The sequence below is a fragment of the Corynebacterium sp. A21 genome, from assembly GCF_052266655.1.
Taxonomy (GTDB): domain Bacteria; phylum Actinomycetota; class Actinomycetes; order Mycobacteriales; family Mycobacteriaceae; genus Corynebacterium.
In genome coordinates this window covers 447,317-474,042 of record NZ_JBQPQY010000001.1, presented here as the reverse complement: position 1 = coordinate 474,042, position 26,726 = coordinate 447,317, and the positions used below count along the sequence as shown (strand labels likewise).

The following is a 26,726-nucleotide window of genomic DNA, read 5'->3' as shown; positions in this document are numbered from 1 at the left end:
TACTTCGACACTTATGCACGTGGGCCGGGATTCAGTTTACGCTAAAGTCACCTGAAATTGAACTCGGGTATGTTTGCTCAGCGTATATTGGTAGCGGATTTGCCCGACCGGACCGAATCTCAACTGTGCGGAATTCGCCGTGGGGGCTGAAAACCTGTGGCGAGAACCTTCCTCCCCCACTCACCTGGGAACCTCACCGGGAAAGTCGAAAACCCGGGGACCCACCTGCCCGAGATGCCAAAAGTGGGGTACAGAAAGAATCTGCACCCCACCGGGAAAGACCATCCCTCGTGGTGTCACCTCGCGGCACCGGGACGTGACGGTTTAGTCAGCGTCAGAGTGAATATCGATCTTCCAGCCGGTCAACCGTGCTGCCAGGCGGGCATTCTGGCCTTCCTTACCGATGGCCAGCGAGAGCTGGTAATCCGGCACGGTGACTCGAGCGGTCTGCGCCTCGAGATCTATGATCTCCACCTTGACCACCTTAGAAGGGGCCAGGGCATTGCCGACGAAGACGGCTGGGTCGGCGGAGTAGTCGATGATGTCGATCTTCTCGCCACCGAGCTCATTCATGATGTTGGTGACACGCTGGCCACGCGGGCCAATGCAGGCGCCCTTGGCGTTGAGACCGCGGACATGGGCAGCCACGGCCACCTTGGAGCGGTGACCGGCTTCGCGGGCGATGCCGATGATCTCGACGGAACCATCGGCGACCTCGGGAACCTCCAGCTCGAACAGGCCGCGCACCAGTTCGGGGTGCGTGCGGGAGAGGTTGATCTGGATGTTCCGGGGACCCTTGTGGACCTCCACGACGAAGGCTTTGACGCGATCGCCGTGGGTGAGCTTCTCCCCCGGAATCTGCTCGGCCGGCAGGAGAATGCCGTCCTGGGAGTCGAGCTCGGTGCCGAGCTGGACGACTGCCATACCGCGTTCATTGGCGCGAACATCGCGTTCCACCACGCCGGAAACGACCTTGCCCTCATAAGCGGCATAGGCGTTGAAGGCGCGGCCGGCTTCGGCCTCGCGCATACGGGCAACGATGGCTTCACGCACGGCTTGGGCACCGACGCGACTAAAGTTGGAGGGGGTGTCATCGTATTCACTGTCAATCTCGCCGTTTTCATCCAGCTCGGTGACGATGACATTTACTGATCCGGTGGCGGAATCGATGTCCACGCGAGCCTTGGCATTGACGGTGCTCAGGGCGACTTCACGATACTCACGGTAGGCGTGGAGCAGGGCACCTGCAATGGTGCTCAGCAGGTCATTGACCGGAATTCCTTTTTCGGTCTCAATGGCCTTAAGTGCCTGCAGATCAATATTCACTTGTCTTCCTCTCCCCGTTTCAGGGCATCTTCAAAATTCAGTCCGGCGAGCTCAAGCTCCGTTACCGGCGGTTTAGCGAACTCAATTTCTACCACTGCCGAGTAGGTTTCCGTTAATTCCAGGTTAAGGATCACCGGTTGCTCCTTGTTTCTGCCCACCAGAATCACGGCGGTTCCATCATCGCTGAGAGCACCGATGCGCCAGATGCTGTCCACCCCATTCTGGGCCAGTTTGACCAGGCGGGTGCGGTTGCGACGCCAGTGGCGCGGTGCAGTGAAGGGCAGTTCAACGCCTGGGGTGGAGACCTCCAGGGTGTAGCCGGCGCCGAAGCTGTAGCGACCGGCCTCCTCCGCGGTGTCGAGAAGCTCGGAGATCTCCTGGGAGAGCACCTCAAGCTCATCGAGACTGGGGCGAGTATCGGAGTCAAGACCGATCACGACCATTGATTTCTTGCCCGCCCGGGTTACCTTCATCGTTTCCACGTCCATCCGGTGACCATCTGCAATGGGGGTGATGAGTTCTATCAACTGCTCGTCGCTGGGGAATGCCATAACCACCAGCCTATCCTGAGCCACTAGAGTGGTTGCACGTGAACCGTAAGCTACTGCCTCTGGCTACCCTGATGATCCTGTCCCTACCGGCGTTGAGCGCCTGCGCGGTGGTGGATCTCCTCGGGCCGCGCCCGAACTCGGAGCTACAGACTCTGGCGGCACAGGCGGTCCATGATGAGGTCGCCCTGACTGAACAGGATCCTGCCGCGGCGCAGCTACGCGGCAGACAAGCGGATACCCTACTCACCGAGATTCAGCGACTCTGCGGCACCGATGAGACCGGCACGGTGCCCACCACCTGCGAGGTCGATCTCTCCGGCTATGTGGTTCCCAGCGGCGCCCCGGAAACACCTGCGGAGATCATCAACGCCGCCCTGGGAAATTATGTCCATGCCCTGGATGCGGTTCCTGAGCAATCCCGTGATCTGCTGACCACTCAAGCGATTGAGCTGGCCGCTGCTGATGGCGATATCGCCCTCCCTGATCCCCTGCTCATCACCGCCGAAGAGGATCTCAACACCGCCCGCAGTCTGCTCGAACAGGAACTCGCCGCCGAATACGGACTCGGTGTTGCACTCGCCTTCGCCGATGCCGATACCCGGACGACTATCGACGCCCTCCTGAGCGCCCACCGTGAGCGCATCCTCGCCCTGCAGTTGCTGCTCCAGGACAGCGGCCAGGTCCCCGAACCCCAGGCCGGCTACGAGTTCGACCAGGCTCCCGAACCCGTCGATACCGCCTCCGCCCGCCTCTTCGCCGACACCATTGCCGCAGACACCCACCTGCGCTGGCAGTCCGCTGCCGTCAATGCGGAGTCCGTGGAGTGGCGTGGCTTCGCGGTGGAAGCAGCCGCCCACTCCCGGGTAGCTCAACCCACGTTGGGCTAATCCTTGAGTGGGATGGATGACTCCGCTGCTTCCAGCCGCCCCTTGAGATCTTCAATGAAGGAGCGCATTGAGCCTGCTACCCCATTAAGGTAGCGGACCACCACTGCCTGTTCCTGCGCGGACATCTCCCGGACGACGGCATCAGAATTCTCGATCATCGGCCAGATCAGCTCCAGGACCTCTGCCGCCGCAGCCGGGATCGGCCGGATCAGGGTGCGTCGACGGTCCCCCGGATGTACCACCCGTTCCGCATGCTCACGCCGCACCAGCCGGTCGATCACGGTGGTCACCGCTGCGGCACTCAGGTGTAGCCGCTCCGACAACTCCGTGGGTGTCATACTCCCGTGCTGCATCAGCAGCTGCATCGCCTGCAGATCCGTCTCGTTGGTGTTCAGACAGCGCCGAGTGTGGAATTCCACGGTGTCATTGAGTACTAGAATCTGACGCAGCAACACTGAGGCTTGGTGCATGGAATTTCCCTGCGTCAATTTTCCCGGCAAGTTTTCCACCGCACACCCTTTCATTGTTGGACAATCATATTGTACGATAATCGAATCAATATCCTTGTTCTACGATTCAGCCCTATCAGCACTCGTTCAGGGCTGCCCCGCAGTGCAGTGACAGCCCAGACACTCAGCGAGAAAGGCCATGTTCTTGAATACCACCATAATGCGCCGCTTCCGATGGCTTAGCCTTCTGCTACTCCTACTAGGTGGACTTGCCATGGGTATCGGTCCCGCTGCCACCCCTGACAACCCCACCGGCATGCTCGCCGATGACGCTGATTCCACCCAGGTCTCCCGAATTCTGGAGAACAGTGAGGAGACGGGAGCCAACACCGCCATCGTCTTCTTCACCTCCGAGGACGGCCCCTTAGACCTGGCCGCCATCGGGGCCAAAGCCGCTGATCTCGGCGGCCCAGCCATCCCCAGCGAAGACGGCACCTCCGCCATCACCCCACTGACCATCGACTCCGCCTCCCTCTCCGGCAACAGCGAAAAGATCAAGGAACTGCGTGCGCAGGCCTCCGCGGATCTTCCGGAGGGCATCACGGCCCAGGTCACCGGCCCGGCGGCCATCAGCGCCGATCTCTCCGGAGTCTTCGAGGGCGCCAACTTCCTCCTGCTGGGTGTCACTGGCCTCATCGTCGCAGTCCTGCTGATCTTCACCTACCGCTCCCCCGTCCTGTGGATCATCCCGCTGTTGGTCATCGGCATCGCCGACCGGGTTGCCGCCACCTCTTTTACCTGGGTGCTCGACGCACTCGGAATCACCTGGAACGAGTCCACCGCCGGGATCCTCTCGGTGCTGGTCTTCGGCGCCGGCACCAACTACGCCCTGCTGTTGATCTCCCGCTACCGCGATGAACTGCACCGCACCCCCGACCGCTTCGAGGCGATGTCCCGGGCCTGGGTCCCCACCGCCAAGACGGTGCTGGCCAGTGGTCTCACGGTGATCCTCGGGGTGGCCTGTCTGATGTTCTCCCACACCGCAGCCAACCGTGGGCTGGGGGCTGCCACCATGATCGGCATCGTGATCGCCATGCTCTTCGCTCTCTTCGCTCTCCCGGGTGCTCTGGTCACCTTCGGCCGCTGGGTCTTCTGGCCAAGGCCGCCCAAGACCGGGACTCAGGTAGAGCACCGATTCTGGGACCGGGTGGGCGCTCTGGTGCGCCAGAACCCGCGCCGCGTCCTGGTGGGCTCCCTGGTGGCCTTGGCCATCGCCTGTATCGGTGCCACGCAGATCTCCATCGGACTCAAACAGGAGGACCAGTTCATCGATACTCCGGAGTCCATCATCGCAGCCGCTGAACTCAGCCAGAGCTTCCCCGGCCAGGATGCCACCCCAGCCAAGGTGCTCACCAAAACCCCCGAAGCGGTGAACGAGGTGCTGGCGCAGTCCGGTGTCACCGTGACTCCCGCAGATCCGGTGGACGGCTGGTCCCTCTTCAACGTCTCGGGCGCGGACACCGAGGAGCTCCGGAACGCACTGGCAGGAACCGACGCCCTGGTCGGCGGCTCCGATGCCGAGCTGAAGGACAACCAGATCTTCGCCCTCCAGGACGCCCTGCTCATCTTCCCGATGGTGCTGCTGATCGTCTTCCTGGCGCTGGTGCTCCTGCTGCGTTCCTTCCTCGCCCCGCTGATCATGGTGGCCACGGTGCTGCTGACCAATGTTGCGGCCCTGGGCCTGGGCTGGTGGATCTCCACCGGTATCTTCGGCTTCGACACCTATGCCGATACCACCCCGCTCTACGCCTTCGTTTTCCTGGTTGCCCTGGGCATCGACTACTCCATCTTCCTGATCACCCGGACCCGCGAGGAAGCCCGGAAGATCGGCACCCCGGAGGGAGTCCTCACCGCTCTATCCTCCACCGGTGGTGTGATCACCTCAGCTGGCATCCTGTTGGCCGCGGTCTTCGCGGCCCTGGGAGTGCTGCCCCTGGTGGCGCTGGCGCAGGTCGGCATCGTCATCTTCATCGGCGTACTGCTGGATACCCTGGTGGTGCGCACCCTGCTCATCCCCTCGGTAGTTCAGGTGCTCGGCGAGAAGTTCTGGTGGCCTGCCAAGCTGGACTCCCGGCAGGATTCCACAGCGGCGAAGAAGAGCATTGACGTCTAGGTCTCGAGGATCGACCGGATCGTGTCTCGGGCGAGGGTCATTGGCCTGTTCCTCGAGACCTACCCGTCATCCCGACAGCGCAGGAAGGGAGGAACTCCGGCACAGCCGGAATCCCTCCCTCATTTTTCTGGAACCGCGGAAACCGCTAAAAACTAGCCGCGGACCTGTTCCAGGATCTTCGCCACGATATCCCCGGCAGGAACCTCGATGGTCTCGCTCCCACGAACCCGCAGCTCGATGATGCCCTCGGCGAAGCTGCGTCCCAGAATGGCGGACAGCGGCATGCCCAGGAGCTCGGCGTCCTTGAACTTGACGCCGGGGCTGACCTTGGGGCGGTCGTCGATAAGCACTTCAATGCCAGCGGCGTCGAGCTCGGTGGCCAGCTTCTCGGCAGCCTCTCGGGCGGCCTCGTCCTTGTTGGCGATGACCACGTGCACCTGGAAGGGGGCGACCTCGATCGGCCAGTTCAGGCCCTTCTCATCGTGGCGCTGCTCGGCGAGCACCGCGACCAGACGGGAGACACCGACACCGTAGGAACCCATGGTGGGCACGGCGCGCTTGCCGTTCTCATCCAGGATCTGGACGTCGAAGGCTTCGGTGTACTTGCGGCCGAGCTGGAAGATATGACCGATCTCGATGCCGCGCTGGAGGGTCAGGGTGCCCTGACCCGCCGGTGCCGGATCACCTTCCTTAACCTCCGCCGCCTCGATGAGGCCATCCGGGGTGAAGTCACGGCCGGCGACCAGACCGACGACGTGGCGGTTCTTCTCATCGGCACCGGTAATCCAGGAGGTGCCGGTGGCGATACGCGGATCAGCCAGGATGGTGACACCGTTAGCCTGCAGTCCACGCGGGCCAACATAGCCCTTGACCAGGAAATCGGACTTGGCGAAGTCCGCCTCGGAGGCCAGCTCCACCTCGGCCGGCTCCAGCGAGGCCTCGAGGCGCTTCAGGTCGACCTCACGGTCGCCGGGGAGCAGGATGCCGGTCAGTTCCGGCTCCTGGCCAGGCTGGGTGACCTTGACGACGATGCACTTGAGGGTGTCGGCGGCGGTGACCTCGCGGCCGTCGACGGCAACGCCAGCTGAATTGGCCCAGGAAACCAGGGTCTCGATGGTCTCGGAGTCCGGGGTCTCGTGGACCACGGCCTCCGGCAGTCCCTCGATCGGACGCTCAATGCCCGGCTGGGTGACCACGGCTTCGACGTTGGCGGCATAATCGCCCGCGGTGGCGCGGACGAAGGTGTCCTCCCCGGTCTCGGAGACGGCCAGGAATTCCTCGGAGGCGGAACCGCCCATCGCGCCGGAGGTGGCGGCACAGATGACGTACTCCAGACCCAGGCGGTTGAAGATGCGCTGGTAGGCGGCACGGTGGTTCTGGTACGACTGCTCCAGACCGGCATCGGACATGTCGAAGGAGTAGGAGTCCTTCATGATGAACTCGCGGCCACGCAGCACCCCGGCGCGCGGGCGTGCCTCATCCCGGTACTTGTTCTGCACCTGGTACAGGGTGACCGGGAAGTCCTTGTAGGAGGAGTACAGGTCCTTGACCGCCAGGGAGAACATCTCTTCATGGGTGGGGCCCAGGAGCATGTCCACGCCACGTCGGTCCTTGAGGCGGAAGAGATCTCCGCCGTACTCGGTCCACCGGTGGGTGGTCTCATAGGGCTCGCGCGGCAGTAGCGCCGGGAAGCTGAGTTCCTGGCCGCCGATGGCGTCCATTTCCTCGCGGACAACGGTCTCCACCTTGCGCAGCACCTTCAGTCCGAGCGGCAGCCAGGTGTAGACACCCGGGGCAACGCGACGGACATAACCGGCTCGCACGAGCAGCTTGTGGCTCGGTACCTCTGCGTCGGCGGGATCTTCTCGCAGCGTACGCAGGAACATGGTGGACAGACGTGTGATCATAGTGAGTCAATATACCGCCTAACCTGCACAGTGACGCAGCAGGGGTCAGTTTATTTCGGTGGGCGTTCCCGGGGTGGTTTTCCCGGTGTCCGGAGCATCGGAATCACTAGTTAGCACCGGACCCGGCGCGGGTCCGGAAACCGATGGAGATTAGGCTTTCAAGCATGCTCATCCTGCTTCCCCCCTCCGAAACCAAGGCCTTCGGCGGCGACGGTCCCGCCCTTGACTGGGAGGCCCTGAGCTTCCCCGAACTCAACCCGGTTCGTTCCGCGATCGCGGCTGATCTGATCGCGATGCCGCCCGCCGAGATGCAGGCCGCCCTGGGGTTGAGCGCGAAGCTGTTCAATGAGGTGGCGGCGAACCTGGAGTTCTTCGGCTCCCCCACGATGCCGGCGATCCACCGCTACACCGGGGTGCTCTACGACGCCCTTGACCCAGGCTCGCTTGACGACGCCGCAGTGGGCCGCCTCGCCATCGGCTCGGCGCTCTTCGGTGTGGTCGGTGCCGGTGACCCGATCCCCCACTACCGACTCTCCGGCGGGTCCAAGATCCCGGAGGCGGCAGGCACCGGGGCTAAGGTGCCAACGATGAAGGCCCGCTGGGGGAAGATGATCACCACCGCCCTGACAGAGGTTCCTGGCCTGGTGGTGGACCTGCGCAGCGGTACCTACCAACAGTTGGGGAAACTGCCGGGAGCGGTCACTGTGCGGGTAGAGGCGATCCAGGATGATGGCTCCCGCAAGGTGGTCAGCCACTTCAATAAGTTCTACAAGGGGCAGCTGGCGCGGGTGCTGGTGCAGTCTTCCACCGACCCGGCCGAGATTGCTGAGGTGGCCGAAGTGGCACAGCAGGCTGGGATGACGGTAGAGCTGGGCCCCACCTCGGAGCTGACCATGGTGGTGAGCAATGCCAGCACGGTGGGGATGAGCAAGGTTGGGGCGAAAAGCTAAGTGCACCACCGACGCGGTGAGGGACCGGGTACCGCACCAGCCTCAACGTATTGAGGCTGACTCACCGCACCGCCCGGCGCTGGACCCCCGCCGCAGCGATCGCGCCCAGCACCGCAATCGTGAGGCCGAGAATAACCGCGGCACCGAGCCGGCCGTGATCCACCGAGCCGAATTCCCCGAGTCCGAGGACCCTGCTATTGGCCAGCGGCAGCAGATTGAGCACGGGCTCCAGCCAGGCGATGCCGGCGATCCCCAACATCACCTCGATAACGAAGAAATCAGCCAACATGATCATGGCGCCGAACATCCCACTGCGCAAGATCACCGCGCAGAGTGCGGATAAGAGTGAGAACACCACCCATTGCACCAGCGCGCTGCTCAGTGGGGCCAGGGACTGGGCATTGAATCCCAGGTCCATCCTGATCCCCAGGCCCAGGTTGACCATGGCCGCGATCAGGACGCCGAGCAGCGCGCTGAGGACCACCGCGAGCGCCACCAGGCTCACCTGTGCCGCCAGGTGCATTCGTCTGTGGTTGTTCGCCAGGTAACTCCAGGTGATGGTCTTGTGGCTGAGGTCGGTGCCGATGATTCCGGCGGCCGCGAAGATCATGATCAGCAGGGCGAAATCGGCCCCGATGAGCAGCTCATTCCAGCCGACCGCCGGTACCTCATCCCAGGTCTGGTAGTTCAGCGACTGGGTGATTGCCGCGGCTGCCCCCATGGCGGTGATGAGTGCGAGATAGACCCAGGTGGAGCGGATGCTGAAGAGCTTGATCAGCTCACTGCTGACAATGGTCATGGAGTTCTTCCTTAGATGAGTGTTGTTGCGGGTGATCAGCTGGCGCGGTAGTCGACGACATCTGCGGTGGCGGCGAGGAAGGCCTCCTCTAGGCTGGGGATCTTCTCGCCCAGGCCAAGTACCCGGAGATCAAGGTCCCGGCAGATCTCGCCGATCTCGGCGGTGCTGCACTCCAGGACCTGGAGAACACCCTCCACCTCGCGGGTGCCGACGCCGCGCGTGGCCAGGTGGGCGGCGAGCACCTCCGGCCGGTCCACCCGCACCTCCACGACGGGACTGCCGGTGCCGCCGATGAAGTCGGCCACCGTCCCCTCCCCGATCAGCCGTCCCCGGCCGATCACCACCAGCCGGTCCGCGGTCAGCGACATCTCAGAGAGCAGGTGTGAGGAGACCAGGACGCTGCGCCCCTGCGCGGCGAACGCCCGGATCATGTCGCGCATCCAGTGCACGCCCTCCGGGTCGAGGCCGTTGACCGGCTCATCCAGCAGCAGGTGTTGCGGGTCGCCGAGTAGCGCGCAGGCCAGGCCGAGGCGTTGTTTCATGCCCAGCGAGAAGCCGCCGACCTTGCGCCGGGCTACATCTGTCAGGCCGACCTGGTCGAGCACGGCGTCGATACGCGTGGCGGGGATGCCGGCGATCGCGGCGAGATATGCCAGATGGGCCCGGGCGCTGCGCCCCGGGTGGAAACCGGCGGCATCGAGCAGGCTGCCGACGACCTCGGCGGGACGGTGCAGGGAGCGGAAGTCCGCGCCGTCGAAAAGCGCGCTTCCCTCGCTGGGCCGTTCCAGGCCGAGGCACATCCGCATAGTGGTGGATTTTCCGGAGCCGTTGGGTCCGAGGAAGCCGGTGACCTGGCCATCGGGGACGGTGAAGCTGAGATCGTGGACGGCGGTCGTCGATGAATAGGTCTTGGTCAGGTTGGTGACGGTGAGCATGCCTTCATGCTCGTCCCCGGGGATCAGAAAAGAATCGACCCTGGAGCTGAGATTGTCACTCAGCCCTGGGGATGATCCCGCCCGAGTAGCTCCCCGGGGCTGACTAATCCGGTGCGGTAGGCGAAGAGGACGGCGTGCACCCGGTCCCGGGAACCGGTCTTCATCAGAATATGGCGCACATGGGTCTTGACGGTGGCCATGGAGACGAACTCGGCTTCGGCGATCTCATCATTGTTGTACCCCTGGGCCATGAGCTGGAGGATCTCCCGTTCCCGCGGGGTCAGGTCCAGTAATCCCGGATGCGGCGAAGGGGCGGTAGCTGCCGGGATCTCCGGTCTGCGCAGGCGATCGAGCACCTGGGCGGTGACTTTCGGGGCGAGGACCGCATCCCCGCGGTGGACCGTCCGGATCGCGGCCAGCAGTTCCTCGGGCTGGGCGTCCTTCAGAAGAAAACCGGAGGCCCCGCCCTCGATCGCACCACCGACGAATTCCTCATCATCGAAGGTCGTCAGCATGATCACCCGCACACCCTCATTGTTCCGCAGCAGCTCGCGGGTGGCGGTGATCCCGTCCACCTGCGGCATCTGCACATCCATGAGCACAATATCCACGTCTCCGGCCCCGGGAGCGGGGATCTCCGCACCATCACCGGCCTGCCAGCGGACCGACATGTCATCCTGGGAGCCGATGAGCATGGCGAACCCGGCGCGCACCAGGGGTTGATCATCAACCAGGCCTATCCGGATCACAGCGGCACCTCCGCAGTCACGCTGAACTTCCCGCGAGCGGCCTCGGTATGGAGCCGGCCGCCGTGGGCGCGAACCCGTTCCCGCATGCCCACCAAACCATAACCGCTGGTTGCAGCAGGCGGTATGAGGCTCAGCGGATGCTCCAGGACCGGGTTGCTGGCATGGAGGGTGATCAATTTTTCGCTTGAGGTCATGGTGACTTCCCCGCGCCGGGGTTCGGCATATTTGAGCATATTGGTCAGCATTTCCTGGATCAATCGGTAGATGGTGAACTGCACCAGTTCCGGCAAGTCCACCGGGAGTGCCTCGGAACCGCTGAGTCTGAGTTCGAGTCCGTTGCGGCGGGCATCTGCGAAGAGCGCCTCGATCTCACGTCGGCCGGGTGCCGAGAGTTCAGTGCGGCCGGTGTCCTCGCGCAGCACTGAGAGTAGTCCGCGCATCTGTTGCAGCGCCTGCCGCGAGGTGGCGGAGATCGTCGCCAGGGTCTCCACCGCCACCTGGGGTTCTTTCTCGGCGGCGTAGCGGGCGCCATCGGCCAGCGCAATCACCCCGGAGAGATTGTGGGCGATGATATCGTGCATCTCCCGGGCGATGCGGGTCCGTTCCACCACCCCGGCCAACTGCGCCTGCTCCGCTAGTTGGGCCAGCCGGTCGCGGCGTTGGCGGCGCCGGGTGCCCAGCATCCAGAAGAATCCCAGGACCGCGCAGGTCGCTCCGATCGCCGCCGTGATCGTCAGCACTGTTTCGAAGGTAGTGGTGTTCGGCCCATCCAGATTGACGAAACGGGTCAACAGGGCACCGTTGGTGCCGAGCAGGAGCCAGCCCAGCCACACCCGGCGCCTCGTTCTACTTGAGTAGGCGCTGGCCAGATAGGCCGAGTAACACACCGCCCAGGCGACTTCGAGGCTTTCGGTCAACCCGGGGAGAAAGACTGCGGTGCTGAGCGCCAGAGCAACCGTGCTGATCGCCCATTCCGGCTGCCGGGGGTGCAGCAGAAAGGCGGCAACGGTGATCACCACCAGAGTGCCGGCGAGGAAAGGATTTCCACCGAGCTGTGAGCTCATCCCCAGGGTCATGGAACTCAAGGACCCCGCCCCCACCAACAGGATCAGAATCACCCGGACCGGAGAACCCACCCACTGCTCCGGCCACCAACCCCGGGAAGGTCTCTGCTGCCGTGTCATAGCGCTCCACGCTACCCCGGGACCGGTTCCGCAGACCTCAGCCCTGGGGATGATGTCTAAAGTCCGGCGACCTCGCCGATGACATAGACCGCCGGCGAGGACACCTGCTCATCGGCGATGGTCTGTCCCAGGGTTCCCAGGTCACAGCGGAAGGCCCGCTGTCCCTGGGTGGTGCCTTCCTGAATGATGGCGGCCGGGGTCTGCGGGCTCAGCCCACCGGCGATCAGTGCCTGGGTGATGGCGGCGGCATTGCGGACCCCCATGATCACCGAGAGGGTTCCGCCACTTCGTGCCAGTGCCGCCCAGTCGACCAGTGATGTCGGGTGCCCGGGGGGCAGGTGCCCGGAGACCACGGTGAAGGAGTGGACCATGCCCCGGTTGGTGATCGGGATGCCCACAGCCGCGGGGACGGCGACCGCGCTGGTCACCCCGGGAACCACCTCGCAGGGGATGCCCGCTTCCCGGCAGACCACCAGTTCCTCATGTCCGCGCCCGAAAACGAAGGGATCTCCTCCCTTGAGGCGGACCACCTTCTTACCGGCCGATGCATGCTCAATGAGCAGCTCATTGGTCTTTTCCTGGGAGACCTGACGGGAGTAGGGCAGTTTGGCCACATCGATGATCTCCTTGGTGGTGACATCGCAGAGCTTTTCCAGCTCATCGGTGGGTCCCAGGTGATCGGTGAGTATCACGTCCGCGGCCTGCAACGCCCGCATGCCGCGGACGGTGATCAGGTCCCAGGCGCCGGGGCCGCCGCCGACCAGGGTCACGCCGGGAAGGTCATGCCGGGTAGGGGCCGGCGCAGGAGAATCAGTGCTCATAACACCCCATACTAGACTGCTCTGTTCATAATAATAAAACTACACCGTCTACTACCTGCTCAGAGAGCTTGATCACAAAGTCTACCGGCTGTGCCACACTGGAGACATGACTGAAAATGATGCCACCACCCCGGATCTTCCCACCCTCTCCAGTCACTTCGCCGGGCAGCTCCCCGAACTTGCCATCCCCTGGCAGTCGGAGGACTTCCCCGCCCCGGAGATCGCCGTACTCAATGAGGAACTCGCCCTGGATCTGGGCTTGGACCCCACCTGGCTGCGCACGGAGGAAGGGCTGGCTTTTCTCCTGGGCAAGAATCTTCCCGCCGGGGCTCAGCCGGTGGCCCAGGGCTATTCCGGGCACCAGTTCGGCGGCTTCTCCCCCAGACTGGGCGACGGCCGCGCCCTCCTGCTGGGCGAGATCACCACCCCGACCGGAGAGCTCTTCGACATTCACCTCAAGGGTTCCGGTGCCACCCCCTTCTCCCGGGGCGGGGACGGCCGCGGCGCCTTCGGCCCGATGCTGCGCGAGTACCTGATCAGCGAGGCGATGCACGCCCTGGGAGTACCAACCACCCGGGCGCTGGCGGTCATCCTCACCGGGCGGCGTATCGAACGCACCCGTGTAGTCGACGGTGCCATGCTGGTCCGGGTGGCCAGCAGCCACCTGCGGGTCGGCTCCTTCCAATACGCCCGGCTGCTCGACGATGCCGATCTAGCGCTGACCAAGAATCTCGCGGATTTTGCCATCACGCGCCACCATCCGGAACTGCACGACACCGAAAAACCCTACCTGGAGCTCTTCCGTGCAGTCTCCCGGGAGCAACGCTGCCTGGTGGCAAAGTGGATGCGCTTCGGCTTCATCCACGGCGTGATGAACACCGATAACACCACCATCTCCGGGGAGACCATCGATTACGGCCCCTGCGCCTTCATGGATTCCTATGATCCCGCCACGGTCTTCAGCTCCATCGATGAGCAAGGTCGCTATGCCTTCGGCAACCAGCCGGTAGTGCTCGGGTGGAACCTCGCCCGCTTCGTGGAAACCCTGCTCCCGCTTTTCGACGCCGAGGCCGACCAGGCACTCGCCCTCGCACAGGAGGAGCTGGCGCAGCACAATCAGCGCTACCGCGCTTCCTGGCGAGTGGAAATGGCCGAGGCTGTGGGCCTGCCGGACCGCGAACAGGAGGAGTCTGTCATCGCCCTCCTCGATGAGCTCGAGGCGATCCTGCAGGAGGAGAAGCCCGATCTGACCGGTTTTCTCCGCACCCTGGCGGACTCCTCCGATGAGGAGACCACCCAAATGCTCCTGCGGGTCAAAGACATTATCCGGCTACAGGAGTGGCTGGACCAGTGGCTGCAGCTGAAGCCGGACTTCGAGACCATGCGTGCCCGCAACCCGGTCTATATCCCCCGCAACCATCTGGTGGAGGAAGCCCTGGTGGCCGCCACAGAAAACCGCGACCTCGGTCCTTTCCGGCAGTTACTTGAGGTGGTCACCGACCCCTTCCACCGGCGGCTGGGCCTCGAGCGTTTTGAGGGTCCGGCACCGGCGGACTTCGGGGACTACGCCACCTTCTGCGGCACCTAGCCCCCGGCACTTCCAGCCCCCGGGCCCAGTACTGGCCCGGTATTCAGCTCAGTATTCGTCGATGATGATCTTCTTCTGCCGCATCATCACCTCATAGGCACCGGGGCGCTCCATGAGTTCATTGATGTTCTCCGGTACGACCTGCCAGCTCACGCCCCAACGGTCCTTGCACCAGCCACAGATCTCCGCCTCAGGGAGGCTGGACAAAGCCGACCAGATCTGGTCGAGTTCAGCCTGGTCTTCGGCGTTGATCTGGAGGGAGACCCCTTCATTGAAGGTGGTGTGCTGTTCCACCCCGGAATCCATGGCAGCGAGCCACTCGCCGTCGATCTGGAAATCAGAGAACATGATGGATTCAGTGGTCACCGGCCCCTGGGGTTCGGGGTAGGTGACGCGGTTCCCCAAGGCCGCATTCGGCAGCACCGCCAGGTAGTGGTCGGTGGCCTCGGTGGCCTTATTCTGGACGGGGCCGGCGAACATCATGGTGGGCACGATGAAGGGCCGCGGAACACCCTCGGGGTTGGTGAGCATCAGCTGCCAGCTCACGCCGTACCTGTCCTGGACCCAGCCATAGTGCGGGCTGAAGGGGTACTCCCCCAGTTCCATGAAGACGGTGCCCTCCGCCGTCAGTTTCTCCCAGGTCCGATCCAGGTCACCGCGCGCATCTGCGCGGAAGGAGGGGTCGAAGTTGAGGATGAAACTGATCGAGGAGTTCGGGGTGAATTCTTCCCCGGCATTGATGAGCACGAACTTGTAGCCGTCGATCTCGAGGGTGTTCGTCAGGGTCTTTCCGGCAAAGTCCGCCTGAAAATCAGGTAGTCCCTCGCCCGGATACTTGACCGTATCCACCAACTGGGTGTCCGGGATGGCGTTGACGTAGAAGTCGGCCGCTTCATCAGCGACGCGTTGGATCCAGATATTGGGGATGACTCTCTGCATGTTGGGCTCCCTGGCCGCAGTAGCTTATGTGTCATAAACCACGGTACGCCACTGTGATCGCCGCGTCGATGGTGAACCGGGGCCAGTGCTGCTGGCACCCGGCAGCGCGGAAAAGCACCGGCCCGGGACGCTGCCGCCCCGATTTCCTCGCGCGGTGTCTTAACCTGCCAGGGCTGAGAAGACGACCAACACGATCATTCCCAGGGGCAGTACCCCGAACAGCAGGATCGCTAGGATCCTTCCCACCGGGCGACCGATGTTGAAGGTGAAGTTGGTACCGCTGCCGGTATCCACCAGAATGCGACTGTCCTCGGGATCATTGTGGAAGATGCCCCAGGTTTTGCCCTGCTCATGCTCGGGCCGGGGATACTGTGCCTCAGCGGCGTTACGCTCCCGGAGCAGACACCGGAGGAAGATCAGGGTCAGCGCCAGGATGAGAACCAGGGAGATCGCCAGTTCCAGCCGGTGGAAGTTCCCGCGGTAGGAGTTGAGCAGCATGAGCATGATCAACAGGTTCAGGGCAAACATGTACCAACCCAGGTGCTTCAGCATGGCTTGATAGCCGAGCCAGGTGCGGTGGGCCTCATTCGGGGTCTTCGCCCCGCCTGGGCCGGTGAGGTGCCCGGATTGCATGGAAATCATTGCTTCAGCCCCCGCCAGGGACAGCACCAGAATGCCCGGACCGAGCAGAATCGTTCCGAGAAACCCACCCATGCTCTTCTTCTGGAAGCCATCCGCCTCCCCTGCAGCATTCCAGTGGACGGGCATCGGATCCGGAATCCCGGGGTAATAGCAGACAACGAGTACCGCCACCATCAACGCAGTGGAAACCACGGTGGCGATGATCCACTTCCAGTCCATCGGAATCTTGGGAAGGTTGGGCATTCGCCCCGTTGTCTTAGTCACACCATCCAAGCTATCAGCCCTTTTCAAGGGCAGACCCAGATCCCCGGGGCTGCCGATAAGCACACCTCCGGGGACACGAACACCCCCGCGCATTAGCTGCGCGGGGGTGTTGGGCCGGGGAAATTACTTCTGATCCAGCTTCAGCGTCTTTTGGGTGTAATCCCACATCTCGGTGAAGAGATCCTGGTTCTCCGAGAGCTTCTTGCCATAGGAAGGAACCATGGCGGTCAGCTTCGGGGCCCACTCGATCATGCGCTCACCGAAGCAACGCTCCAGCAGCTCGATCATGGCAGCCGGGGCGATGGAGGCGCCCGGCGAAGCACCGAGCAGGCCGGCAATGGAGCCCTCGGTGTTGTTGATCAGTGCGGTACCAAATTCCAGGGAACCGAACTTCGGCGCACGGGACGGCTTGATGGTCTGGACACGCTGACCAGCGGTGATCAGCTCCCAGTCCTCGTCCCTGGCCTCCGGCAGGTACTCGCGCAGCGACTCCATGCGAGCCTTCTGATCCTTGAGCACCTCCGTGACCAGGTATTTGGTCAGACCGAACTCCTGCGCGGCGACACCCAGGTAGGACGGGATATTGGAGACCTTCATGGACTTGAACAGATCCAGGTAGCTACCGGTCTTGAGGAACTTCGGGGTCCAGCCGGCGTAGGGGCCGAAAAGCAGACCCTTCTCACCGTCGATGACGCGGGTATCCAGGTGCGGGACGGACATCGGCGGAGCGCCGACGGAGGCCTTGCCGTAGACCTTGGCGGCGTGCTTCTCGATGAGCTCCTCATTGGTGCACCGCAGCCACTGGCCGGAGACCGGGAAGCCACCGTAGCCCTTGATCTCCGGGATACCGGACTTCTGCAGCAGCGGCAGAGCCATGCCACCGGCACCGACGAAAACGAAGTTCGCCAGGACGGTGGAGGTGTCACCGGTGTGGAGGTTCTTGATGGTCAGCTTCCACTTGTTGCCCTGGGGCTTGATGTCCTTGACCTCGGAGCCGTAGCGGACCTCGGTGCCGTCCTTCTGGGCGGCATCGATGAACTGGCGTGCCTGGGCGCCGTAGTTGATGTCGGTGCCCTCATCCATCCAGGAGATGGCGACCTTGTCGGATTCAGCGCGGCCGGCGGCCATCAGCGGCAGTTTCTCGGCGAACACCGCACGGTCATCGGAGTACTGCATACCAGGGAAGAGCGGGTGCTGGCTCAGCGCCTCGAAGCGGTTCTTGATGTAGCGGACCTGATCCTCGCCGTTTCCGAAGGAGACGTGGGGTACCTGGTTGATGAATTCACGCGGGTCACTCAGGACACCCTCAGTGACCTGGTGAGACCAGAACTGGCGGGAAACCTGGAACTTCTCGTTGATATCGACGGCCTTGGTGATGTCCACCACGCCGTTCTTCTCCGGGGTGTAGTTCAACTCGCAGAGCGCGGAGTGACCGGTACCAGCGTTGTTCCACGGCGATGAGGACTCCTGCGCAGGAGCATCGAGACGTTCGAAGACCACCTGCGACCAGCTCGGCTCCAGCTGGCGCAGCATGGCTCCGAGCGTGGCGCTCATAATACCTGCTCCAACTAGTGCGACATCGACCTCATCGGTGATCTTCTGTGTGTTTGACACTTCATCTACCTCTTCGTATTAAGAATCAGTTTCCCTGGACTGATGCCCGGCACATCCGGCTGCTCGGGATTAAACTTCACCGGCGGCATCACCAAACTCCGGCATGCGCACTCGGTGTCATCGCGAGACAAGCTTACGCCCCCGGCCTTCCCGATCCGGGCAATGGGGCCGGAAAATGCCCCGCAGTGAGCAGTCTCACCCCCAATCTGCTCCCCCGAATTTCGGAGTACAGCACACCGCGATGCGCGCTCTGCGGGGTCCCCTCCCCCGTCCGGGTTAACAGTGTCCGAGGAGCCGGTTATCGACGCCGCGCCTCCCCCGGCGCGGGAGGTCCGGCGCGGCGTCGATAAGCGTTCGCGGGGCGCGCTGGGGTGCGAGTACCTAAGCTGGAGACCATGAGTTCGACGCAATCACAAGGCAGTCAAGACAACTGGGACGCCGATCTGCTCGGGGCGGGCTATACCTCCCGCACGCTGGACATGGGACGCGACCCCGAGGGAGAGGGACAGGTCTTCGCAACCGTTGTCCGCTACCTCCCTGAGGGCACCGATCCCGCCGAGTTCGCCCGGCGCCCAGCACTGTTGTGGGTCCACGGCATGACCGACTACTTTTTCCAGACCCACCTCGCTGAGTATTTCCACGCGGCAGGTTATGCCTTCTATGCGCTGGACCTGCGCAAGTGCGGCCGCAGTCGGCGGGAGGATCAGCGTTGGCACTATTGCGATGATCTACAGCACTACTACCCCGATCTCAGCGTCGCCTTGGATGTCCTCAGCGCAACCCATCCCCGAGTTATCCCCATCGGCCACTCCACCGGTGGGCTGATCATCACACTTTGGGCGGATCATCTGCGCCGCTCCGACCCGGCGCGCCATGCCCGGCTCGGCGGCCTGATCCTCGATGCCCCTTGGTTGGACATGATGTACCCGAAGGCCTTCCTGAAGGTGGCGATTCCCGCACTGATGGTGCTGGGTAAACGCTTCGGCGGGGTACCGCTGCCCGGCGGCAATCTGGGCTCCTACGGAGTCTCCATCCATAAGGACCACCACGGGGAATGGGATTTCGACCTGGCTTTCAAGCCAGTGCAGGGCTTCCCGAAGTTCCTCGCCTGGGCCCGGGCAGTGGTAATGGGACACCAGCAGATTCATGCCGGCGGGGTGGATGTCGGGGTGCCCGTACTCACGTTGTGTTCGACGAAGTCCTGGCTGAACAAGCCCTATTCCGCGGCTTCCGACACCGCCGATGCGGTGCTCGATGTGAGACAGATCCGGAAGTGGGCCCCGCAGTTGGGTTCCGATGTGGAGGTGGTGAGCATCGAGGGTGCCCGCCATGATGTTTTCCTCTCCCTCAAACATGCCCGGGATGAAGCTCTGGAAACCACCACGGACTGGCTTGATCAGCACCGGGGATAGTGCTTCCGGGGAACATTTTCGGTGTTGTGGCTGTTGCCCCCTGAGGGCGCTATCGACACTATGGAAATTGCCCCATTTGATAGACTCTGCCTTTGAAGATTTAAAAACAAATTACATTTGCCACGGGATCAGCCCTGGCCAAGTCCGCCCTGTTCGGGGCGGTTTATGAGGAGTCACATGAACGAGATCAAGGCCAGCGATATCAAGGTCGACGCACATTATGACCTCATCATCATCGGCGCAGGTTCGGGTAACTCCATCCCCGGACCGGAACACGATGATATGTCCATCGCAATCATTGAGAAGGGCCTCTTCGGCGGTACCTGCATGAACGTTGGCTGCATCCCGACGAAGATGTATGTCTACGCCGCCGACACCGCCCTGGAAACCCGCGAATCCTCCCGCCTGGGCATCGATGCCCAGGTCAACAGCGTGGACTGGCGCAGCATCGTCGAGCGGGTCTTCATCAACCGCATCGACAAGATCGCCGAGGGCGGCGAAGCCTACCGCCGTGGCCCGGAGACCCCGAACACCACGGTTTATGATCAGCACGCCAGCTTCCTCGGCCCGCGCATCATCCGCACCGGCCAGGGCGAGCAGGAGCAGATCATCTCCGCTGAGCAGATCGTCATCGCGACCGGCTCCCGCCCGAATATTCCGGATGTGATCACCCGTTCCGCAGTGCGCTATCACACCAATGAGACCATCATGCGCCTGCCGCAGCAGCCGAAATCGATGATCATCCTCGGCGGCGGTTTCATCGCCATGGAGTTCGCCCACGTCTTCGAGGCACTCGGTACCAAGGTCACCGTGATCAACCGCTCCCATAAGCTGCTCCGGCATCTCGACCCGGATCTGGCCGACCCTTTCACCGAGCTTGCCCGCAAGCGTTTCGACGTCCGCCTCGGCACCCGCATCACCTCCGCTGTGGAAGGTGAGGACGGCATCACCGTCATGCTCGACGACGGCTCGAAGGTCAATGCCGAGGTCATGCTCGTGGCCACCGGCCGAACCCCCAATGGCGACCAGCTCTCACCGGAACTCGCCGGCATCGAGATGAACGGCAACCGCATCAAGGTGGACGAGTTCGGCCGCACCACCGCCGAAGGGGTCTGGGCCCTGGGTGATGTCTCCTCCCCCTACCAGCTCAAGCACGTAGCCAACGCCGAAACCCGCGCCGTGCGCCACAACCTGCTCAACCCCGATGACCTCAAGCAGATGCCGCATGACCACGTCCCCGCGGCCATCTTCACGCACCCGCAGATCGCGACCGTCGGCAAGACCGAGCAGGAGGCCCGCGACGCCGGTTTCGAGATCACCGTGAAGATCCAGAAGTACGGCGACGTGGCCTATGGCTGGGCAATGGAGGATTCGACCGGTCTGGTCAAGCTCATCGCCGACCGCAACACCGGCAAGCTGCTCGGTGCCCACTTCATGGGTCCGCAGGCCTCCAGCCTGATCCAGCAGATGATCACCGTCATGGCCTTCGACCTCGATGTCCGTGAGGTGGCCACCAAGCAGTACTGGATCCACCCCGCCCTGGCTGAGGTCACCGAGAACGCCCTCCTCGGCCTGGAGTTCTAGGCACCTCCCGGAGCCGCCACCTCCCCGCAGGTTGTCCATCGGGACAGCCGGCGGGGATTTCTTTTTCCGAACCCGGTGTGCATTCGGCTGAGAAGCGATAATCTCAGGCCATGACACTGACTTTCATCCCCACTGCGGACCTGGTGGACATCATCGGTGCGGAGGAATCCCGCAGCTGCGACACACAATTCCAGAACTTCGGCGGTCGTCTCGATTTCTGTGGGGTGATCACCACGGTCTCCTGCTACCAGGATAATGGCCTGGTCAAGCAGATCCTGAATGAACCCAACCCGGGAGGGGTGCTCGTCATCGACGGCTATGCCTCACTCCACACCGCGCTGATGGGTGACATGATCGCGCAGGCCGGAGTGGACAATGGCTGGGCCGGCGTCATCATCAACGGCGGAATCCGGGATTCCGCCGTGGTACGCACCATGGACTTCGGGTGCAAGGCCCTGGGTACCAATCCCCGCAAATCCGCGAAGGACGGCATCGGTGAACGCGATGCCGTCCTCAACTTCGGCGGTGTGGATTTCGTTCCCGGCCACATCCTCTACGCTGATGCCGATGGCATCATCGTCACCGAAGTCCCGATTACTGCACCAGCCTGAGCACTGACCCCCAGGCGCCGGGGCATGGGGAAGTCCAGCCGGCTCAAAGGTCCGTGGGTGAGTTTGACCGGTTCCGGCCCGTCGTGAGCTGAGTCAGCGCCCCGATCACGGCCGTCAACAGCACTGCGCTGAGGATGATGACCGGCAACTCCGCATAAGCGGGCTGCCAACTCCACCCTTGCTGTCCATTGAAGATGGCAGCCGCGATCCAGGCGCCGAAGGAACTACCGGCCAAGGCGCCGATGATCGCCGCCGGCAGGCTCAATGCCAGCAATTCCAGTGCCAAGGCCAGCTGCTGCCCCACCGGGGTGACGCCGACGCTGTTGAGGATCGCCCGGTCACGGGCACGGTCACGTACGGACAATGCCACGGTATTCGCGATTCCCACCGCTGCGATAATCAGGGACACCAACATCAGCAGGGTGGAGATGGTGAGCACCCGGAAGGCCAGTGCCTCGGCATTCGCCCGGGCACCGAATTCTTCCGAGATGGCCACCTGCTGGCTCTGCTGGGCGAGGTGCTCGCGCAGCGCTGTCATCGTCGGACCGTCCGCCGCCTGATCTACCGCACCGTCCAACCGCACCAGCGCCATCGGAATCGGCAGCTCCGGTGCCTGTTCCACCGGGACCCCCCGCTCCAGCGCCACCAATTCCTTGGCCTGCTGCGCGATACCGGGGTCGATCATGGACCAATCCGCGTTGTCGTAGAGCACCGTCACCTCGAAGGGGTGCCCAAAAACTTCAATGACAGTCACGGATCCCGCAACCAGTCCGGCGCGCAGCGGCGATTGATTGCCCAGGATCAGCTGATTCGGGCCAGCGACCGGAAGTCGTGCACCCTGGTCGCGGATCACCGCCGCAGCGTCCTCCGCCGCAAGTGCATAGGTATTGTCAGCGCGGCCCTGGTTGCCGGTCACGGTCACCGCTGGTGGTGCCGCCACCGCAGCCACCCCTTCTACCGCACCGAGTTCATCCACCGTCTGCTGCGTCAGGGTTTCACCGACGCCACCGACCACCACATCCACGCTGCTACCGGTGACGCTGCTTTCCTCGATGTTCCTGCTGATCTGCTCCTGGCCCGTGAACACCGCAGCCACCAGCGCAGTGCCTGCCATCAGGATCGCTACGAGGGAAGCCGAACGAAGCACCTGTCGACCGGCGAAGCTAGCCGCCAACCCCAGGTGAACCCCGATCTTCTGCAACACCCCGGAGAGCAGTGCGAGGAGCCAGGGAATGAGCCCGGAGGCCACCAACACCAGTCCCATGACCGCCAGTCCGGCAGAGGCCACAGACACCACCACGGTCTCCACCGCAGAGGTGGAATCAAGCACTGTTGTCCCGAACCAACCAGCACCGATCATGACCGCACCGCAGCCGAGCAACAGCACCGGGGCGAGCAAATTACCGGACTTCGGGCCACGAGCCTGCAAGGAAGCCACCACCGGGCTACGCAGCACCCGGCGTGAGGCAGGCAGCGCCGAACCGATGGTCAGGATGATGGCCACCAGCGAAATGAGCAGATAGGCGGCGGGCTCCAAGACGATCTCAGTGATGGGGACATTGACCCCGATCTCACTGGCATTACCCACTGCCAGACGTGCCAGGAAGAAACCGGCGGGTACGCCGAAGACACAGCCGATAACGGAGAGTAGCACCGCTTCCAGGATCACCGAGAAGGTCAGCTGTCCGCTGCCTCCGCCGATGGCGCGAAGCAGGGCGTACTCACGCTGCCGCTTCGAGGCGATGACCAGATAAGAGGAGAAGATAACTAGCGCGGCCACCACCGCCACCACCGCCAGGAAGGCTCCGAGCAGCATGAAATAGGCTTTTCTTTCGCCGAGGAATTCCGCCGACAGGGCCTCACCATGCCCCTGTGCTGCGCTGACCTGGCCTTTAGCCCCGTCCACCGCGAGCATCATGGTTTCTACCTTGGCCGCCAACTCCTGTTGGGTGTCACCCTGGCCGCTGTCGGCAATCCGGATCTCTCCCCGGGTATCTTCCGGGAACCATTCCACCATGGCTTGCGGGTCCACCAGCCAAGGATTGAGCCCCTTCACCTCCTCGTGGGGCGCGGGCTCCGCCTTGCCGACGACCGTGACAGTCACACGGTTGCCTTCGCCACCAGGCCGGATCTTCAACTCAGTCCCGAGGACGCTCGCAGGATCGGTGCTCATCACCTCACCTGGGCCGAGGGGGAGTCGTCCCTCCGTCACGGTGCGCCATTGCTGTGGCCCCTCGGCGATTGTCTGGAAGTAGCCGCTGTCAAAGAGCGAGCCGGATACTTCGACCGCGGCGCCATTGACTTCGTCGAGGGTGATATCTCCGATTCCCGGTTCCTGATGGAAGGCCCCGATCATGGCGTCCACGGTGCTGCGGTCCATGGTGGATAAGGTCACCACCACATCCGTGTCCGTGTATGGGCGGGCATACATCTGTGTGACCGACTGCGTCAGTGAAGCGGTGATGGCAGCCGTCGCAACGGTGATAGCCACCGCCGCGAAGATACTGAAGAGGAGTGAGAGATAGCGGAGCGACCGACGACGCAACTGCGCCAGGGCAAGTCTGAGCACGTGACTATCCCTCCCGAGGTTCCGCGGCCGGGGAGCCTGCGGCTGGGGCGTCACTGGCCTGGCGCTCGGCGCTCCGGAGCTCAGTGGCCGCCACGATCTTGCCGTCACGCATCCGGACCAGACGGTCACCGCGTTCCGCGGCCGCCGGATCATGGGTGACCAGCACCAGGGTCTGGCCACGCTCATCCACCATCCGGCGGAAGAGGTCAAGCACCACACCACCGGATTCAGTGTCGAGGCTACCAGTGGGTTCATCGGCGAAGATGACATCCGGGTTCATCAGCAGGGTGCGGGCAATGGCCGCCCGCTGACGCTGACCTCCCGAAAGTTGATCCGGTAAGTGCCGCAGACGCTTTTCCAGACCGAGGAGTTCGATCACCTCATTGAACTGGGACCGTTCGACCTTTTTCCGGGACAGTCGCCCCGGCAGCAGGATATTGTCCCGGACCGAGAGCACCGGAACCAGGTTGAAGTCCTGGAAGATCACCCCGATGGAGCTGCGCCGCAGCTTGGCGCGGGAATTCTCGGACAACGAACTCATCTTGAGATTGCGCCCCACCGAGCGGCCACGGGTGCTCAGGATGATCGAGCCGGAGTCCGGTACCTCCAGTCCGGAAAGGCAGTGCAGCAACGTTGTCTTGCCGGAGCCGGAGGGTCCCATGATCGAAGTCCACCTTCCCCTCGGGATATCCAGGCTGACATCGTCGAGTGCCGCAACGCGGGCCTCTCCCCGACCAAAATTGTGTCGGAGATGTTCGGCGGTGATAACCGGATACTGCGGAGTCATATGAACCTTTGCCTTTTCGGGGGCGGTGGGGGAACTTCCCTAGTTTACGCATGAGACCCGCCCTTACTCAGAAGATCATCAGGTGATCTTGCGGCATGCCTCTACCCGACCACCTCTGAGCTGCGTATCCTGTCTGCTAATGACCTTGCCCCATGACTGCGAGAGGACGGTGAGAGGACGGTGAAAGACATGGTCGAATCAGCCTCAACCCGGGAAGTACAGTCCGGGGATGAGCGCAGGTCTGCGCCAGCATCACAGCTCGTGCCGGAACCGGAAGTGCCGGCCGGCACGGTGACGAAGGCTGGGGCGTTCAACCACTCCGGCGGTGCCACCATCAGCATCGCCACTGCCGCAGTGGTACTACTGGCTGCCCTGGATGGGATGTTCCTGCGGGAGAATCCGCTCTTCGCCGTCGCCGCCGCCGCAGTCGTCTCTGCCGGGGCCGCGGCAGCTGTCCTCGCTCTGGTCGCCGGGGGATTTCGGGGGCTGTCGCGGTGGGTCTCCGCACTCGGGGGAACCACGCTGCTGGCCGGCGGTGCGGTACACGCCCTCAATCAGTTCACTACTGCAGGTGCGGTGGAACAGGCCCTAATCATCACCGCTACCCATGTGGTGCCGTTCGCGGCGCTGCTGTGTTTTTTGGGCGGAGTGGCTCAGCTACCCGGCAGGTGGGCGGCCGCTGCGCTCAGTGGTGTCGGAGGTACTGCGGTGTGCGCCTGGTTCTCGCTCGGCCCGGCCACCTCTCCATTGCTCTGCGCAGTCGGCGCGCTGGCCACCGTGACCGGGGCGATCCTCGCTCTCCGGTTGATCCGGATCCAGACAGCGGAGCTGATCCCCCGGGAAATCCTCCGGAAGATGTGGTCGGTGCTGGTGGGTGCCGCCGTGATCTGCGCGGTGGTCAGTTACCTGCTGGCCGCCACCATTCTCCCCGGTAGCCGGTGGAGTCTCTTGCTGACGCCGGGCGAAGTGGTCTGGTGCTTCTTCGCCGCCACAGTTCTGCTGGCGCTCTCGGCGCTACGCCACGGCGGCCGGCTACGGTTGCTTCCGGTGGCCTAAGCTGCCACCGGAACCAACCTACGCGGGGTCTAGAACTCGCCGTTGTCCGGAAGGGTGAGAATCTCGTTGCCATCCTCGGTGATCACCAGGGTGTGTTCAAACTGTGCGGTGAACTTGTGGTCGGTGTTCTGCACGGTCCAGTCATCATCCCAGATGGTGTAGTCCAGCGAACCCAGATTGATCATCGGCTCGATGGTCAGGGTCATGCCCGGCTCGAGGACATCACGGTAGACGGTGGAATCGTAGTGCAGCACGATGAGCCCGTTGTGGAAGGTCGGGCCGACACCGTGGCCGGTGAAATCGCGGACCACGTTGTAGCCGAAGCGGTTGGCGTAGGACTCGATGACGCGACCGATGACATTGATCTCGCGTCCCGGCTTGGCCACCTTGATGCCGCGCATCATGGCTTCCTTGGTGCGTTCAACAAGCAGGCGGTGCTCCTCGGAGACATTGCCGGCCAGGAAGGTGGCATTGGTGTCGCCGTGGACGCCGTTCTTGAAGGCGGTGACATCGATGTTGACGATATCGCCATCCTGAATGATATTCGTGTCCGGGATGCCGTGGCAGACGATCTCGTTGAGCGAGATGCAGGTGGACTTGGTGTAGCCGCGGTAGCCGAGGCAGGAGGGGTAGGCCCCGTGATCGAGCATGTACTCATGGGCGATCCGGTCGATCTCATCGGTGGTGACCCCGGGGGCCACGGCTGCGCCGGCGATCTGCAGGGCATTCGCCGCGATGCGGGAGGCCTCACGCATGGCTTCGATGGTCTCGGGAGGCTGGATATACGGCTCGCCGATTGCTTCCTGGACCTCATCCTTCCAGATGTACTCAGGACGTTCGATGTGCGCCGGCACCTCACGGATGGGGGTCGGCTTGCCGGGGGACATGGGGGCGCGTAAAACTGACATGCTGAACATGGTAGTCCCCCA

23 protein-coding genes are annotated in these 26,726 nt (G+C 63.2%); 8 read left to right on the top strand and 15 right to left on the bottom strand.

Going from position 1 to position 26,726, the window contains the following annotated elements; genetic code table 11:
- Positions 1-324: 324 nt before the first annotated feature.
- Both nusA and rimP read right to left on the bottom strand, forming a co-directional pair.
- Complete coding sequence (nusA, locus tag ACTU46_RS02120) at positions 325-1,326, bottom strand: transcription termination factor NusA (RefSeq protein ID WP_443378475.1); 1,002 nt, start codon at positions 1,324-1,326, stop codon at positions 325-327.
- Positions 1,323-1,877, bottom strand: coding sequence for a ribosome maturation factor RimP (gene rimP / locus ACTU46_RS02115; RefSeq protein WP_443378473.1), 555 nt, complete (start codon positions 1,875-1,877; stop codon positions 1,323-1,325). The genes nusA and rimP overlap by 4 nt, the downstream gene beginning before the upstream one ends.
- Before the next feature lie 38 nt (positions 1,878-1,915).
- Between rimP and ACTU46_RS02110 the strand changes: the two genes are divergently transcribed.
- Complete coding sequence (locus ACTU46_RS02110; protein WP_443378471.1) at positions 1,916-2,764, top strand: DUF4439 domain-containing protein; 849 nt, start codon at positions 1,916-1,918, stop codon at positions 2,762-2,764.
- Here the strand turns inward: ACTU46_RS02110 and ACTU46_RS02105 are convergent.
- Entirely contained in the window at positions 2,761-3,234 is a 474-nt protein-coding gene (locus ACTU46_RS02105) for a MarR family winged helix-turn-helix transcriptional regulator (protein ID WP_443378469.1), read from the bottom strand. The genes ACTU46_RS02110 and ACTU46_RS02105 overlap by 4 nt on opposite strands.
- A 253-nt stretch (positions 3,235-3,487) precedes the next feature.
- Between ACTU46_RS02105 and ACTU46_RS02100 the strand changes: the two genes are divergently transcribed.
- A complete protein-coding gene (locus tag ACTU46_RS02100) occupies positions 3,488-5,386 on the top strand; it encodes an MMPL family transporter (RefSeq protein WP_443378467.1) in 1,899 nt (632 codons plus the stop codon).
- Between the two features lie 152 nt (positions 5,387-5,538).
- Here ACTU46_RS02100 and ACTU46_RS02095 read toward each other — a convergent pair whose 3' ends face one another.
- On the bottom strand, positions 5,539-7,293 hold the full coding sequence (locus tag ACTU46_RS02095) for a proline--tRNA ligase (protein ID WP_443378465.1): 1,755 nt from the start codon (positions 7,291-7,293) through the stop codon (positions 5,539-5,541).
- A gap of 164 nt (positions 7,294-7,457) precedes the next feature.
- On the opposite strand from ACTU46_RS02095, the gene yaaA reads away from it, so the two are divergent.
- Complete coding sequence (gene yaaA / locus ACTU46_RS02090) at positions 7,458-8,243, top strand: peroxide stress protein YaaA (protein WP_443378463.1); 786 nt, start codon at positions 7,458-7,460, stop codon at positions 8,241-8,243.
- A gap of 61 nt (positions 8,244-8,304) precedes the next feature.
- Here the strand turns inward: yaaA and ACTU46_RS02085 are convergent, their stop codons facing one another.
- The 5 genes from ACTU46_RS02085 to cobA are packed head-to-tail and all read right to left on the bottom strand — an operon-like array spanning position 8,305 to position 12,731.
- On the bottom strand, positions 8,305-9,042 hold the full coding sequence (locus ACTU46_RS02085) for a hypothetical protein (protein WP_443378461.1): 738 nt from the start codon (positions 9,040-9,042) through the stop codon (positions 8,305-8,307).
- Positions 9,043-9,077: 35 nt separating this feature from the next.
- Complete coding sequence (locus ACTU46_RS02080; RefSeq protein WP_443378459.1) at positions 9,078-9,977, bottom strand: ABC transporter ATP-binding protein; 900 nt, start codon at positions 9,975-9,977, stop codon at positions 9,078-9,080.
- A gap of 59 nt (positions 9,978-10,036) precedes the next feature.
- Positions 10,037-10,726 carry a response regulator gene (locus ACTU46_RS02075; RefSeq protein ID WP_443378457.1) on the bottom strand — a complete coding sequence of 230 codons (690 nt, stop codon included), beginning with the start codon at positions 10,724-10,726 and terminating at the stop codon, positions 10,037-10,039.
- Positions 10,723-11,910 carry a sensor histidine kinase gene (locus tag ACTU46_RS02070; protein ID WP_443378455.1) on the bottom strand — a complete coding sequence of 396 codons (1,188 nt, stop codon included), beginning with the start codon at positions 11,908-11,910 and terminating at the stop codon, positions 10,723-10,725. The genes ACTU46_RS02075 and ACTU46_RS02070 overlap by 4 nt, the downstream gene beginning before the upstream one ends.
- A 56-nt stretch (positions 11,911-11,966) precedes the next feature.
- Positions 11,967-12,731, bottom strand: a complete 765-nt coding sequence (cobA, locus tag ACTU46_RS02065; protein ID WP_443378453.1) for a uroporphyrinogen-III C-methyltransferase — start codon at positions 12,729-12,731, stop codon at positions 11,967-11,969.
- 106 nt (positions 12,732-12,837) lie between these two features.
- Here cobA and ACTU46_RS02060 point away from each other — a divergent pair, with 106 nt between their 5' ends.
- Entirely contained in the window at positions 12,838-14,319 is a 1,482-nt protein-coding gene (locus ACTU46_RS02060; RefSeq protein ID WP_443378451.1) for a protein adenylyltransferase SelO, read from the top strand.
- Positions 14,320-14,367: 48 nt separating this feature from the next.
- On the opposite strand, the gene ACTU46_RS02055 is transcribed toward ACTU46_RS02060, so the two are convergent.
- The 3 genes from ACTU46_RS02055 to mqo form a co-directional block, all read right to left on the bottom strand.
- On the bottom strand, positions 14,368-15,258 hold the full coding sequence (locus tag ACTU46_RS02055) for a VOC family protein (RefSeq protein ID WP_443378449.1): 891 nt from the start codon (positions 15,256-15,258) through the stop codon (positions 14,368-14,370).
- 159 nt (positions 15,259-15,417) lie between these two features.
- Positions 15,418-16,164: a DUF1648 domain-containing protein gene (locus tag ACTU46_RS02050; RefSeq protein WP_443378447.1), complete on the bottom strand. Its 747-nt coding sequence runs from the start codon at positions 16,162-16,164 to the stop codon at positions 15,418-15,420.
- Between the two features lie 123 nt (positions 16,165-16,287).
- Entirely contained in the window at positions 16,288-17,778 is a 1,491-nt protein-coding gene (gene mqo, locus ACTU46_RS02045) for a malate dehydrogenase (quinone) (RefSeq protein ID WP_443378445.1), read from the bottom strand.
- Between the two features lie 395 nt (positions 17,779-18,173).
- Between mqo and ACTU46_RS02040 the strand changes: the two genes are divergently transcribed.
- The 3 genes from ACTU46_RS02040 to rraA all read left to right on the top strand — a co-directional run bounded on the left by ACTU46_RS02040 (position 18,174) and on the right by rraA (position 21,385).
- A complete protein-coding gene (locus tag ACTU46_RS02040) occupies positions 18,174-19,190 on the top strand; it encodes an alpha/beta hydrolase (protein ID WP_443378443.1) in 1,017 nt (338 codons plus the stop codon).
- 177 nt (positions 19,191-19,367) lie between these two features.
- The gene (mtr, locus tag ACTU46_RS02035; RefSeq protein WP_443378441.1) at positions 19,368-20,774 is read left to right on the top strand and encodes a mycothione reductase; all 1,407 of its coding nucleotides are present in this window, start codon (positions 19,368-19,370) and stop codon (positions 20,772-20,774) included.
- A gap of 110 nt (positions 20,775-20,884) precedes the next feature.
- The gene (gene rraA / locus ACTU46_RS02030; protein WP_443378439.1) at positions 20,885-21,385 is read left to right on the top strand and encodes a ribonuclease E activity regulator RraA; all 501 of its coding nucleotides are present in this window, start codon (positions 20,885-20,887) and stop codon (positions 21,383-21,385) included.
- Positions 21,386-21,428: 43 nt separating this feature from the next.
- Here rraA and ACTU46_RS02025 read toward each other — a convergent pair whose 3' ends face one another.
- Complete coding sequence (locus tag ACTU46_RS02025; protein ID WP_443378437.1) at positions 21,429-23,954, bottom strand: FtsX-like permease family protein; 2,526 nt, start codon at positions 23,952-23,954, stop codon at positions 21,429-21,431.
- Positions 23,955-23,958: 4 nt separating this feature from the next.
- Entirely contained in the window at positions 23,959-24,741 is a 783-nt protein-coding gene (locus ACTU46_RS02020) for an ABC transporter ATP-binding protein (protein ID WP_443378435.1), read from the bottom strand.
- Positions 24,742-25,002: 261 nt separating this feature from the next.
- Here ACTU46_RS02020 and ACTU46_RS02015 point away from each other — a divergent pair, with 261 nt between their 5' ends.
- Entirely contained in the window at positions 25,003-25,797 is a 795-nt protein-coding gene (locus tag ACTU46_RS02015; RefSeq protein WP_443378433.1) for a hypothetical protein, read from the top strand.
- 29 nt (positions 25,798-25,826) lie between these two features.
- Here ACTU46_RS02015 and map read toward each other — a convergent pair whose 3' ends face one another.
- Positions 25,827-26,714: a type I methionyl aminopeptidase gene (map, locus tag ACTU46_RS02010; RefSeq protein ID WP_443378432.1), complete on the bottom strand. Its 888-nt coding sequence runs from the start codon at positions 26,712-26,714 to the stop codon at positions 25,827-25,829.
- Positions 26,715-26,726 lie beyond the last annotated feature (12 nt).

Excerpts from the sequence above, each read along its gene's own strand:
- rimP (WP_443378473.1), bottom strand. The coding sequence starts at position 1,877 with ATGGCATTCCCCAGCGACGAGCAGTTGATAGAACTCATCACCCCCATT.
- ACTU46_RS02105 (WP_443378469.1), bottom strand. The coding sequence starts at position 3,234 with ATGCACCAAGCCTCAGTGTTGCTGCGTCAGATTCTAGTACTCAATGAC.
- ACTU46_RS02100 (WP_443378467.1), top strand. The coding sequence starts at position 3,488 with ATGGGTATCGGTCCCGCTGCCACCCCTGACAACCCCACCGGCATGCTC.
- ACTU46_RS02095 (WP_443378465.1), bottom strand. The coding sequence starts at position 7,293 with ATGATCACACGTCTGTCCACCATGTTCCTGCGTACGCTGCGAGAAGAT.
- yaaA (WP_443378463.1), top strand. The coding sequence starts at position 7,458 with ATGCTCATCCTGCTTCCCCCCTCCGAAACCAAGGCCTTCGGCGGCGAC.
- ACTU46_RS02085 (WP_443378461.1), bottom strand. The coding sequence starts at position 9,042 with ATGACCATTGTCAGCAGTGAGCTGATCAAGCTCTTCAGCATCCGCTCC.
- ACTU46_RS02080 (WP_443378459.1), bottom strand. The coding sequence starts at position 9,977 with ATGCTCACCGTCACCAACCTGACCAAGACCTATTCATCGACGACCGCC.
- ACTU46_RS02070 (WP_443378455.1), bottom strand. The coding sequence starts at position 11,910 with ATGACACGGCAGCAGAGACCTTCCCGGGGTTGGTGGCCGGAGCAGTGG.
- cobA (WP_443378453.1), bottom strand. The coding sequence starts at position 12,731 with ATGAGCACTGATTCTCCTGCGCCGGCCCCTACCCGGCATGACCTTCCC.
- ACTU46_RS02060 (WP_443378451.1), top strand. The coding sequence starts at position 12,838 with ATGACTGAAAATGATGCCACCACCCCGGATCTTCCCACCCTCTCCAGT.
- ACTU46_RS02055 (WP_443378449.1), bottom strand. The coding sequence starts at position 15,258 with ATGCAGAGAGTCATCCCCAATATCTGGATCCAACGCGTCGCTGATGAA.
- ACTU46_RS02040 (WP_443378443.1), top strand. The coding sequence starts at position 18,174 with ATGAGTTCGACGCAATCACAAGGCAGTCAAGACAACTGGGACGCCGAT.
- mtr (WP_443378441.1), top strand. The coding sequence starts at position 19,368 with ATGAACGAGATCAAGGCCAGCGATATCAAGGTCGACGCACATTATGAC.
- rraA (WP_443378439.1), top strand. The coding sequence starts at position 20,885 with ATGACACTGACTTTCATCCCCACTGCGGACCTGGTGGACATCATCGGT.
- ACTU46_RS02020 (WP_443378435.1), bottom strand. The coding sequence starts at position 24,741 with ATGACTCCGCAGTATCCGGTTATCACCGCCGAACATCTCCGACACAAT.
- map (WP_443378432.1), bottom strand. The coding sequence starts at position 26,714 with ATGTTCAGCATGTCAGTTTTACGCGCCCCCATGTCCCCCGGCAAGCCG.